The sequence below is a fragment of the Bacteriovorax sp. HI3 genome, from assembly GCF_059738875.1.
Window position 1 is genome coordinate 2,265,984 of the sequence record NZ_AP026946.1, and the last position, 11,472, is coordinate 2,277,455.

Below are 11,472 nucleotides of genomic sequence, written 5' to 3' on the forward strand. Positions count from 1 at the left end.
TTAGACCGCCTGCTCTTTTACTTCTGGTAACTTCATTACCATGATGATTGGGATTAATAAGAATACGGCCCCAATGTAATACGGAGCTGCTGAGCCATCTTTGTAGTAAATAATGGCCGCAAAAATGGGACCTAAAACGCGAGCAAGAGCTCCCATTGACCTGAAGATACCAACACTTCTTCCCTGCTCTTCACTAGGCGTATAAAACGTCACCAGAGTTGTTAAACACGGCATGATCATCGAAGAACCAACCGCCAGGAAGAATAATCCGGCATAAAGCATTGGAGACGAATAAGCTAAAGCGATTAACAATAGACCAGGGATTAAAGACACCATTCCCATTAAGGCCATGCGCTTTTCGCCCACAACAGCGGCCTTTCTTCTTACGTATCCACCTTGAACAAAGGCGATAATAAAGCCGATGTAAATAAAGATGTAAGCGTTTTGCATCGACGTGTAATTTAATCTTTCAGCTGCGAGGAACGTGAGAGTGAACTCCATTCCCGAGAACGCTGTTAAGAATGAAAAGTATCCAAGGTTAACTAAGTTAACACCTGGGTATGGAAGAGGTTTGAAAAGCTTAAAGATGTTGGCACTTCTTTCAGTTTTCGCTTCACCTCTTTTTTCTGGAGGTAAGCTTTCTTTAAACTTTGAAGAAATCCATACCGTGTTAAAAACTGAAAGGATAAAAGCAAAAGCAGCTGGAACAGAAAATGGGTTTACTCCCCATGCTACTGATTCCGGGTAAATTTTCGTTAAATCAATCAGTGAAAGAATCCCACCAAATGCCGGTCCAACAACAAATCCTAGAGCAAAGGCCACTCCAATGATCGCCATCCCTTTTGAGCGGTTTTCTTTGGTTGTTACGTCGGCCACAACCGCTGTTGCAGTTGAAATGTTTCCACCCATAATCCCGTCGATAATTCGAGAGATAATCAGGAGTGTAAATGATCCTGAGAAAAACCAGATGGCGTATCCAACGGCCATCCCGGCCATTGAGCGGACAAGAACTGGCTTTCTTCCAATCTTATCTGACCATGCCCCCCAAAGTGGAGCGGCGAAAAATTGTAAAGACGAGTAAATCGCCCCTAACATCCCACCAAATAAAACGATTCCTGAAAAAGCATTCGTTGAATCGGCCGTGTAGTTTGAAATCGATTGGATCGATCCAAAAATCGCCTGCAAGTAAACGTTGTTGGCATCAACTGTCAGGTAGTGTTTCGCTAAACTAGGAAACAATGGGAAAATAATAGAGAACCCAACCAGGTCGAGGAAGATAGTTAAGGCCACAATAGCAATTGAGCTCTTCGCTTCCGGCGTTAGTGGTGTCGATTTTTGTTTTAATTCCTGAGCACTCATTTCAATAAATTCCTTATAGTCATTTTTTTCTAATGTATAAAAGTCGGCTTCGCGTGTTTCGATATCTGAAAGACATTGGTGCTCAACAAAACTAGCGAAGTCTTTGCACCATTTTTCATCGTCATTTAAACAAGGGATAAAGTGAATGTCTCCCCCTTCTTCCTGAGCTGTGTGTTTAAGCTCATGCCCTAACTCATCCAGGGTCTCTAAACAGTCGGCCACAAAACTTGGCGAGTACACTGCTAGGTGCTTTTCACCTTTTTGCACCAGCTTCACGACTGTGTCTTCCGTGTAAGGAGTCAACCACTCTTCAGAACCAAAACGCGACTGGAAAGTCATCGTCACTTTATCTGGGGAGATATTTTTTAAACGCGAGCGGATTAAAAAGAATGTTTCATAACAGTGTTGGTAATACACATCTTCTTTTTGCACCACTCTTCTTTTTTGGATTCCGTGAAAAGTTAAAAGCAGGCGGTCTAATTGCACGCCTTCTTTTTTAAACTTCTCAAGATACTTATCAATTTGCAGAACACTGTTATCAATAAATGCTTTTGTTGTATGGAAATTTGTCACCACGCTGATTTCAGGAATTTTCACGCGGTTTTTATAAACATGGGCAAGGCCATCAAGGCCGGAAGCAATCGTCGACTCCGAATACTGGGGAAACATAGGAATCACTTTTAGTTTAGTTGCAGGATTCGGGTCTTTTTCCCAGTCATCCCAGACCGCACTTACACGAGGCTCTGAAAGTAAAAAAGCATGATTGACCTCCACCTTAGGTGAAGTCAAGAATGTACGAACGCGGTCAGTGAAATTTTTAGTGATTGAAAGAAGCGGAAAAGTCTTTCCGTCCCAAATACGAGAATAAAGTTCGGCCGATCGCTTGGGCCTAAATGGCAGGACAAAAAGGTATAAAATGATCTTCCACAGGACGGGATTGATGTCCACAACACGGGGATCAGCTAAAAACTCCCTTAAAAAGGCCCTGACATCACTGACTTTAGGGCTTTTAGGCGAACCTAGCTGCACGAAAACAACTTTTGTTTTTCCTTCACTCACGGCTTTATTCCTCAGGCTTAAAATGGTATAAGAGTAATATCAAAAGAAGAACTTTAAGACTATGGAAACCCTATGAAAAAGAGCAAGAATACTGCTTCGAAATCAGCTAGACAAAACCCGAAGTCAGAGACGAGAAAAGACGAGCTAAAAAGCTTCTCGCTAGGCGAAAGCCACACTGATTATCCAACAACTTACTCTCCAGAGACTCTGGAGGCCTTCGACAATAAAAACCCGGGCAAAACTGCTTGGACGACATTTGTGTGCACTGAGTTTACTTCTCTATGCCCAAAAACATCACAGCCAGACTTCGCAAAAATCTTTATCAACTACATCGCTGATAAAAAGATGGTGGAATCAAAATCGCTGAAACTCTATCTTTTTAGCTTCAGAAACCACGGCGACTTCCATGAGGACTGCGTTCAGAAAATCTGTGACGACCTGGTGAAGTTAATGAACCCACACTACATCGAAGTTATCGGTGAGTTCACTCCGCGTGGTGGGATTGCGATTTTCCCATTCGCGAGCTACAGCTCTAAGAAATTTGAAAAACTAAAAGACGAACGTTTTATGAATTATGCTCCGGGAAAATACTCGATGGAGCTTTCAAAACTATACTAGGAAACTGTTATGGGAATTGGATTTACAGAAGGCCTTTTAATTGCGGCCATCGCCCTACTTCTTTTTGGTGGAAAGAAAATTCCAGAGCTGGGAAAAACTCTGGGAGCTTCAATCAAGGGCTTTAAAGAAGGAATGAAAGAAGACAATAAAGACGAGAAAAAAGAAGACAACAATAACAAGAAGCAGTCTTAACTACTGCTTCTTGCCTTCGAATTCTTCTACCATTTTAAGCACCAGCGCCTGATCCCTAGGGATCTGATCTTTTAATCTAAAACACGCATGAACTAATTGATCGTAAGGGACATCAATTCCCTTTTTCTTAAGTAAGGTTGTAGCGTATCTCACTGCGCGGTCGATAAGTTTATTATTGCTCGCACGCACCCAGGTCATCAGGTTAGATTCGTAGCGCCCCATTCTCCCCATGATCGTCGTCGAGAGATTGTTAAGTAAAATCTTAAGCACCAGGTGAGCTGAAAGGAAATTCAATCCGCCTAAATCCAGCGTATGTTTTAAGTAATCCAGTTCAAAATGGATTTGGTTAAGCTCGCGGTTAAAGTGCACTTTGAAATGGTGATTTTTCTTTTTTAAATACTCTTGTCTCATGGCCGGAAAGTGCTGGCTGATATCAAAGCCCATCAAGCGTTCATGAGTGGTTTGCGCTGTGACTTCCGGCCAGTAAAACGTGCGTGGAGCGCGCTTTAAAAGAGAGTTCCAGGCCTCTTCATTGGTTTTTGCCTGAGAAAAATACATATAAGAAAGCGAAGGATTCTTATGCTCTTCCTTTTGATTTTCAAACGGGTATAAGCTAAATGTCGGCGATCTCTCCGTCGTATCTGTCAGGATGCTGATCCCAAAATAAGAGTCTGTCTCATAGAGAAGATATTCACCATTTTTATAAATGTCGCTTTCTTTTTCAATGAAAGGTTTTAAGAAATTAAAATCTGTTTTTCCCACGAAAGAGATGATGCTTGCCACTTCATCTTCAATTTTTTTAAAACTCTCATCGTGAAACCACATCGCCAGCCCCACTGCATACATTAAAATCGTCGTGGCCTGCATACGCGTGCTTCCAGTCAAGGCCATTGGCCCCACTGTCACATTGATCTTGTGAATCTTTGGGTTTTCAATCACGTTCTTTGAGCGAAGAGCGGTGACTTTTAAAATATCATCGGGATTACAATAGAGAAAAAATGGAGAATTGCTGCTTTTTTTCGAAGCGGCCTCAGTGGCCCCGATCACAAAAGGAGTCTCTCCTCCTTCCGTTGTTGAAATAAGTAAATCCCCTTCCTTAAAACCAAGCTCCATCAACTGGCGCTCACCAAACTCCGGAAAGTCTTCAAACTTCTCAACGGCGTGAATAAGAGCGACATCTCCTCCGGCCATAAAACTATAAATGCGGTTTTGATACTCAGGGTGATTGTCGTATTTGTGTCTCCAGATTGTTTCCAGAGCAAGAGAGAGTCTTCCTGTTGCTCCACAACCGCAAAGGAAAATATTGTTTCCAGCTTTAAGTGTTGCCTCAACTTTCTCCTGGAGAAATTTGATTTGAGGGAGCACTTCACGCACCTTTAAAAAGACGTCGTAATCAATGTCTTTAATTGTTGCAATCGCACGACTGACATCCGTTTTCGCTTCATCTGATAAATGCATTGAACGTGGATTTGGTGATTCAGTGGGAAGACTTCCCAATTTAAACTGCTCACAAATTTTTAAAAACTCTTCAGCTCCCTGACGGGAAAGGGCATCTTTTTGTTTGTCTTCCATGACCACTTTGTTCTCTCTAGAGAAAATTAGAATTTAATGTCCTTTTTAATTCTCTCTAAAATTTCATCGAGGTCAAATGGTTTTAAGATAAGGCCATGGCCTCCGGCCTCTTTAACTTCTTCTTCTCTGATGTCAAAGGCGCCAGTAAAAAGATAGAAGACTGGCATAGTTTGATAATAGCTTCTTAGATTAGAGAGGAGCTCCATTCCGGACATCTCTCCCATATTAGAATCAGAAATAATGACCTGGACACCATGATTGTTTTTACAAAATTCCAATGCAGACGCCCCTGAATCAATACCAACAGTTTTTACGCCTGGTATCTGAAGAATCTCTTCATACATTTCAAGGAGGTCGCTATTGTCATCAACGATTAATAGAATCGGCACTATACTCATAAGAATATATTGTATTACAAATCATCGGAAAATTTTGGGGAAAGGAGCTAAGTCTTTAGATTAAAAGAGGTAAAAAAAAAGGAAGTCCGAAAACTTCCTTTTTTCATACCCCAAAAAATTTGGCAGTTAAATCAATTTTATTCATTTACTATTCGATGATCTCTAAAACCGAGCGCTTCTTTAACTTAGTCGACGCTGCGTTTAGGATCGTTCTTAGTGATCTCGCTGTACGGCCTTGCTTTCCGATAATCTTACCAAGGTCAGTTTTATCTACCTTTAGTTCGATTACAGTCGTCTGCTCACCAACGATTTCATTCACAGTAACAGCTTCTGGCATATCTACTAGAGCTTTACTTACGTAGCTAATAAGGTCTTTCAACTCACTCACAACAAACCTCCAAAAACGTGGATCTCAAAAAGCTTTTTTACAAAAGCTTAAAGAGCGATTTTTTGGTTGCTAAGTAGAGTTCTTACTGTATCAGAAAGAGTTGCACCAGAAGCTACAAGAGCTTTAAGGCGGTCAACTTTTACGTTCTTAAGTGAAGTAGCGTCGTGTGGGTTGTATTGTCCTAGTTTCTCAAGGAAACCACCGTCTCTTGATTTACGAGAGTCAGTTACAACGATTGTGTAAACAGGATCATTTTTTCTTCCACCACGCGATAGTCTAACAGTTAACATCTAAAATTCTCCATAAAGTAATAAAAAACAGATTAAATTAAATAATTCATACGGTCTAATTAGTCAAATATTAAAAGCTTATGCTTAAAAATATCCTTTGCCCCAAGGACCTTTGCCACCTTTTTTCTTGTCCTTGCCTTGCATTCCAGCGAAAGGATTCACAGCGTTAGGATCTTGCCTAAAACCCTTCTTTCCTCCCATTCCTGGAAATCCCGGCATTCCCGGAAAACCTCCGCCATTCATCATAGCGGCCATCCCACCCATCATTTGCTCCATTTGTTTGAACTTCCCAAGGAAGTCCTTCACCTGAGCTTCCGTTGTCCCTGAACCGCTAGCGATTCGTTTTAAACGGCTTTCTTTGATGATTTTATAGTCCTGGCGTTCTGCCTTGGTCATTGATGAGATGATGATCTTCATACGCTTCATTTCGTTTTCAGCAGGGCTTAGATCGCCGATCTGGCGAAGCATACCGCCCATCCCTGGAATCATTTTTAGAATCGAGCCCATTGAGCCCAGGTTACTAATCATGTCCATTTGCTTTAAGAAATCATCGACAGTGAACTTTCCTTTTTTAAAGTTGTTCATCATCGACTCAGCGTCAGACTCGTTAATGTTGTCTTGTGCTTTTTCAACTAGTGAAAGAACATCCCCCATGTCGAGAATTCTCTTAGCAAGACGATCAGGATGGAATAACTCCAAATCCTTCATCTTCTCGCCCATCGAAACGTAACGAATAGGTACACCTGTGACGTGACGGATAGATAAGGCCGCCCCACCTTTAGCGTCAGAGTCCATTTTCGAGAGAACAATTCCCGTCACACCGATAGCTTCATGGAAAGTTTTAGAAACATCAACGGCCGCTTGTCCAGTCATGGCGTCTGCCACCATCAGGACTTCCGGTTTTAAATCATTGATTGATTCTTTCACTTCCTTGAGTTGATCCATCAATTCAGCATCGACGTGAAGACGCCCGGCCGTATCGATAATCACTACACTTTTGTGACGTTTTTTAGCTTCTTCAATTGCGAGTTTGGCAATCTCTTTTGGGTGAAGATTCAAATCGGAGTCGAAGCAATCTACATCGATTTGTTTTGCCAGGGTCTGTAGCTGCGCCTTCGCTGCTGGACGGAATGTATCCGCAGGAACGAGCAACACATCTTTTTTCTTTTTATTTTTTAAGTGCAGAGCAAGCTTTCCAGAAAACGTCGTCTTCCCTTGTCCGTTTAAACCGACAACCAGAATAGGAACAATTCCCGGGCGCTCTAAATTGATTTCTTCGTTGGCGTCTCCCATGATACGCGCCAGTTCGTCGTGCATAATCTTAACAAACTGCTCGCCTGGGTTAACTCCCTTGATAACTTTTTCACCAAGAGCTTTTTCTTTAACAGCGGCCACGAATTCTTTAACAACTTTGAAGTTAACGTCAGCTTCCAGAAGAGCTGTGCGCACTTCTTTTAGTGTTTCTTCAATATTTTCTTCAGTGATTTTTGATTTGCCTTGAATGTATTTAAAGGCGTTCGAAAATTTCTCACTTAACGTATCAAACATGCTTATCCCAATTTGAGGTTAAAATGCGCTTCAATGATCGGACGACAGTCGGCCGGCTTCATTGCGACATATGGTGTTTTGGCACGGAAAATTTCTACCTGAATTGTGCTATTCCAGCAAGCTGCAATAACAGGAATTCCAAAAGCTTTTGCTCCATCGAGATCTCCGAGACTATCTCCAATGTGAAGTAAGTTTTCTTTTTCAATCCCTTGGGTGATTTTTAAAAGCCCCATCGGATGAGGTTTAGACATCCCGTCGTCGTGCCCGTAAATTTCTCCGACATACTCGGCAATCCCCAGGCGCTTTAAGCTCTCCACTGTGGATTTGTGGGATCTCGCCGTCCAAACGCTGATGTGAAAGTCCTGGGCCACCAGATCAACTAAAAGTTCTTTAATCCCCGGAAATAAACTAAATTCAGGAGTTTCGGTGCACACTAATGTGCCGTCGTGATCAAAAATGATCATCTTTGGTTTATTTTCTTGGGAAATATTTTTCATATCAGGGCGATTCCATTGACTGGTGGTTTCTCTCTCTGCTACCTAGAGTCATTATTTCATTGAGCTAGAGAAAATTTTCATGACCAAGAATGCACCATTTAGCCCAGAACTTCAAAAAAAAATCGACGTCCTTAAAGCGCGTCGCACACCTATTCAAATGGGCTCGCTTTCTTTTGACTCTCCACTGCTCTTAGCTCCGATGTCTTCAATCTGTACGGCCCCTTTTAGGCTTTTAATGGAAGACTTAGGCGCTGGCGGAACGGTCAGTGAACTTATTTCTATCCACGGGATCAATTATAAAAATGTCAGAACAGTCGACATGTTAAAAGTTGACCCTCGCGAAAAAAATATGGGACTGCAACTTTTTGGTGAAGGCGCAGAAGCTTTTGCTGAAGCCGCTAAGGTTGCTGAAGAATTCAATCCAAAATTTATCGATATCAACATGGGTTGCCCGGTAAAAAAAGTTGTCGGAACAGGAGCGGGATCTTCTTTATTAAAAGACCCAAGTGCTCTTCCTCCCCTATTTAGCGCTGTAAAAAAGGCCATCAAAGTTCCACTGACGATTAAAATCAGATTGGGATGGGATCACGATTCTATCAACGCTTTAGAAGTCATTCACATCGCCAAAGAAGAAGGAATTGAGTTTGTTGCTGTCCACGGCAGAACGCGCGCGCAACAATACACAGGAAACGCCAACTGGGATCACCTGGAATTCCTGGGAGAAAAAGCTCCTTTAGATATTATTGGAAACGGCGATCTCCACACTTCGACTCTGGTCAAAAACAGAATGAAGACGACAAAGTGCCAGGCGCTGATGTTAGGACGCGGCCCTTTAAGAAATCCATTCTTATTTTTAGAACCCTATATGACAGAAGCTGATGACATCTTCTTTACTCCTCAGGATCACCTGGAAGTTATCAATAAACTTATCGAGTACTCTGTGCCGTACGCGCACAGTGACCACACCCTTTTAGTGTCGATTAGAAAACACTTAATCTGGATGGCCGCGGGTTATAATAACGTGAGCTACTTTAGGGACGTGATCTTTAAAACGCCTGATCTAAAAGACACGATGAAAATTTCAGAAGACTTCTTCCTGTCACTAAAAGACCAAAGAAAGAGGCTTCAGGACCACGATTCGTTTATGACTTCTGGCCACGGTTAAAGGGGTAATGCCTCAGAAACCGGCCAGAAAATCTCACAGCTTAGCATCTCCTCCTTCTTTTTAAGTTCCCTGAAACATTAGGGCACTCGATAAAATCCCCATCAATACTTTAGTCTTTTGATAAACTTCCGATAAGATTGACGTAGAAACTTAACGGAAACCAATGATGAAAGGGTTTAAAACGTCACTTCACCTTGCTCTTTGCACAAGCCTTGCGCTTGGAAGCTTTAGTGCGTTTGGTGCTGATGGAAAAAAACCTGCGTACGATCCAAATCGTCCCAACACTGTTGCCACAACCGCTCATGGATACAATCCAGGTCAATTCTGTAAAGAAGGCGCTGGCAAGATGATGAGTGAATTAAACAATCTTGATGATTACAAAAACCAACAAGACAAGATTGATGTTCTCAGAGAACGTCTACAGGATATTGAGAAACAAAGAAAAATTATCGATGAGATCAAAGGACTAAAAAGTAAATATGAAGAGTCTTTGGCCAGCTTTGAAAAAACCAAAGCACAGCAAGATGCCCTGAGAGCTCAACAACAAAAAGCAGCTGATGTAAAAGTTCAAAACTCGATTGATGATTTAAAAGGTGTTATCAGAAATGGAATGATCTTAAGTGTTCTTTCTACACTTTTAGAAAAATCCAAAGATTCAGATTTTTCTAAAGCTGATACATTCACTATGAGCCACCTATGTAAAAATTCTCCAGAGTCAGAAATCTGTAGAGAGATCGTTGAAGAAGATAAGCCTGGTGCTACTCTCTTTGAGAGTGTGACCAAGACATTTTCATTTAAGTCGAAATCTAAGTTTCGTGAACTCGATAACGTTCTTGCCTCTTTTAAAAAAGCTTACGACAGCATTCGTAGTGCTGATGCTAAAAAAGAAGTGCGCATTGATGCCGAGGCCATTTTAAAATCTATTCCAAAAGATGTTAAGCCAGACGTCATTTTAAAAATGATTAATGAACAAGCACCTGAAGCAACAGCAATGCTGGAAAGTGATCTTCCTAAAGAGAGAATCCTAGATTGTCTGAATGAGAAAAAGCCATTTGCAGCTGGTATTTGTGAAGGAATCGCCAGCACTCCAGTTCAAAGAGATGCATTGATTAAATCAGTTTCGGGAGAATTAAGTGCGGTGCACTTCTCACCTACGCAAAAATCAATCTTACAACAAGCGTTTGAAGAGAATACTAAAAAATATCAGAATATTGTTAACAACATCGTTGCAGGTCGCACAGTTCCAGAGCAACCAAATGTTGAAACAGATATGGTCACTCAGATTCAAAAGATGGACCAAGTTGCAACATCTACTGATATCTACGAGAGCTTAACTCGCACTCCGGCCAGTGCCAGCAGAGAAAAAACATGTAAAGAAGCTAAGGGAAAACTTAGTGGTCTTTCACTCTTTTTCTTCCAATGCCCAGAACTGGGTGGACTTGATGATGTTGAAGCTGAACAAAGAATTGCTGGGGCCTTAAAGGTGGCAGACAGTAAATCACTGCAGTTTAGAAAAGATTGCAGTTCTTTTAATGCAAAAACTGAAAATTCAATGATCAAAGAATGTAAAGACCTTATTGGAGAAGTGGCATACAAAATTAGTAATCTCCAGGACAAATACACTCAGACGGCCAGAAGTATCCAAAACGATATTAACCAGCTGACAAATGCCAACTACAACGCCATTGAAAACATGAGAAAGTATGTAGCAGAAAAATACCTACGCTCATGTAACGTTGACTCCAAAGGAATGGAGATTAAAGACGAATCTATTCGCTTGAACGCTGGATGCTCAACAGAGCCGGCCCAGTTCACTTTAAATAAAGTATACGGATTAAGCTCTGATGTTGCTGCCGTTATCGGGAACTCTTTTGCTAAAGAAATCAGCGCTCAGAAAGCATCTTCAACGATGACTTTCTCTCCAAATGAAATGAGAGACTTCCTGCAAACTTGTCAAAGTAGCCAGGGATCTTTAAAAACTTCTTTCCAAGATGTCTGTGAGATGATTACAAAAGAGAACTCTGTTGTTGAAAGACAAGACAGAAAAGAGCAAGTTTATAAAGATCCAAACTACTATTACGACTACGACACCAAATCAAACTCGGTTATTAAAACAAAAAAGAAAAGTGGCTTAAGAGTATTTGGTGAAGGTGTGCTTCCAGTTGCCCCTTCTCTCATTCCGATGTGGTTTAACAACTACCAGACAAAACAAAACATCAATATGCTGACAGATCAGGCCATCTTCCAAAAACAGATGCTGCATACTTTTGATATCTACAACCAAAACCCATGGATGTATAATTATGGCTACTTTGGTTACGGAAACCCATTTGCCACGACAACGGCAACTTCCACAACATCAACGGGCTTTAATTTCGGCCAATAG

The 11,472-nt window shown here is 41.4% G+C and carries 11 protein-coding genes; 4 read left to right on the forward strand and 7 right to left on the reverse strand.

Features of this window, described 5'->3' with window-relative positions; translation table 11 throughout:
- Positions 1-2,418 (reverse strand): ferrochelatase, encoded by a 2,418-nt coding sequence (gene hemH / locus AC6JA8_RS11190; RefSeq protein WP_497973863.1) that lies wholly within the window; start codon positions 2,416-2,418, stop codon positions 1-3.
- A gap of 72 nt (positions 2,419-2,490) precedes the next feature.
- On the opposite strand from hemH, the gene queF reads away from it, so the two are divergent.
- Together queF and tatA are read left to right on the forward strand one after the other, a co-directional pair.
- A complete protein-coding gene (queF, locus tag AC6JA8_RS11195) occupies positions 2,491-3,036 on the forward strand; it encodes a preQ(1) synthase (RefSeq protein ID WP_497973864.1) in 546 nt (181 codons plus the stop codon).
- 9 nt (positions 3,037-3,045) lie between these two features.
- Entirely contained in the window at positions 3,046-3,228 is a 183-nt protein-coding gene (tatA, locus tag AC6JA8_RS11200; protein ID WP_497973865.1) for a twin-arginine translocase TatA/TatE family subunit, read from the forward strand.
- Here tatA and AC6JA8_RS11205 read toward each other — a convergent pair whose 3' ends face one another.
- From AC6JA8_RS11205 to AC6JA8_RS11230, 6 genes are all read right to left on the reverse strand, one after another.
- The gene (locus tag AC6JA8_RS11205) at positions 3,229-4,800 is read right to left on the reverse strand and encodes an N-acetylmuramic acid 6-phosphate etherase family protein (protein ID WP_497973866.1); all 1,572 of its coding nucleotides are present in this window, start codon (positions 4,798-4,800) and stop codon (positions 3,229-3,231) included.
- Positions 4,801-4,826: 26 nt separating this feature from the next.
- Positions 4,827-5,198, reverse strand: coding sequence for a response regulator (locus AC6JA8_RS11210; protein WP_497973867.1), 372 nt, complete (start codon positions 5,196-5,198; stop codon positions 4,827-4,829).
- A gap of 148 nt (positions 5,199-5,346) precedes the next feature.
- Entirely contained in the window at positions 5,347-5,577 is a 231-nt protein-coding gene (locus tag AC6JA8_RS11215; RefSeq protein ID WP_102245490.1) for a KH domain-containing protein, read from the reverse strand.
- 56 nt (positions 5,578-5,633) lie between these two features.
- Positions 5,634-5,876 carry a 30S ribosomal protein S16 gene (gene rpsP, locus AC6JA8_RS11220; protein ID WP_102243912.1) on the reverse strand — a complete coding sequence of 81 codons (243 nt, stop codon included), beginning with the start codon at positions 5,874-5,876 and terminating at the stop codon, positions 5,634-5,636.
- 84 nt (positions 5,877-5,960) lie between these two features.
- Positions 5,961-7,424: a signal recognition particle protein gene (gene ffh / locus AC6JA8_RS11225; RefSeq protein ID WP_497973868.1), complete on the reverse strand. Its 1,464-nt coding sequence runs from the start codon at positions 7,422-7,424 to the stop codon at positions 5,961-5,963.
- 2 nt (positions 7,425-7,426) lie between these two features.
- Positions 7,427-7,921, reverse strand: coding sequence for an HAD family hydrolase (locus AC6JA8_RS11230; protein WP_497973869.1), 495 nt, complete (start codon positions 7,919-7,921; stop codon positions 7,427-7,429).
- A 79-nt stretch (positions 7,922-8,000) separates the two neighbouring features.
- On the opposite strand from AC6JA8_RS11230, the gene AC6JA8_RS11235 reads away from it, so the two are divergent.
- A complete protein-coding gene (locus AC6JA8_RS11235; RefSeq protein WP_497973870.1) occupies positions 8,001-9,086 on the forward strand; it encodes a tRNA dihydrouridine synthase in 1,086 nt (361 codons plus the stop codon).
- Between the two features lie 163 nt (positions 9,087-9,249).
- Positions 9,250-11,472 (forward strand): hypothetical protein, encoded by a 2,223-nt coding sequence (locus AC6JA8_RS11240; RefSeq protein WP_497973871.1) that lies wholly within the window; start codon positions 9,250-9,252, stop codon positions 11,470-11,472.

Bases quoted from the DNA above. Each gene is read 5' to 3' on its own strand.
- queF (WP_497973864.1), top strand. From the start codon at position 2,491: ATGAAAAAGAGCAAGAATACTGCTTCGAAATCAGCTAGACAAAACCCG.
- tatA (WP_497973865.1), top strand. From the start codon at position 3,046: ATGGGAATTGGATTTACAGAAGGCCTTTTAATTGCGGCCATCGCCCTA.
- AC6JA8_RS11205 (WP_497973866.1), bottom strand. From the start codon at position 4,800: ATGGAAGACAAACAAAAAGATGCCCTTTCCCGTCAGGGAGCTGAAGAG.
- AC6JA8_RS11210 (WP_497973867.1), bottom strand. From the start codon at position 5,198: ATGAGTATAGTGCCGATTCTATTAATCGTTGATGACAATAGCGACCTC.
- rpsP (WP_102243912.1), bottom strand. From the start codon at position 5,876: ATGTTAACTGTTAGACTATCGCGTGGTGGAAGAAAAAATGATCCTGTT.
- ffh (WP_497973868.1), bottom strand. From the start codon at position 7,424: ATGTTTGATACGTTAAGTGAGAAATTTTCGAACGCCTTTAAATACATT.
- AC6JA8_RS11230 (WP_497973869.1), bottom strand. From the start codon at position 7,921: ATGAAAAATATTTCCCAAGAAAATAAACCAAAGATGATCATTTTTGAT.
- AC6JA8_RS11235 (WP_497973870.1), top strand. From the start codon at position 8,001: ATGACCAAGAATGCACCATTTAGCCCAGAACTTCAAAAAAAAATCGAC.
- AC6JA8_RS11240 (WP_497973871.1), top strand. From the start codon at position 9,250: ATGATGAAAGGGTTTAAAACGTCACTTCACCTTGCTCTTTGCACAAGC.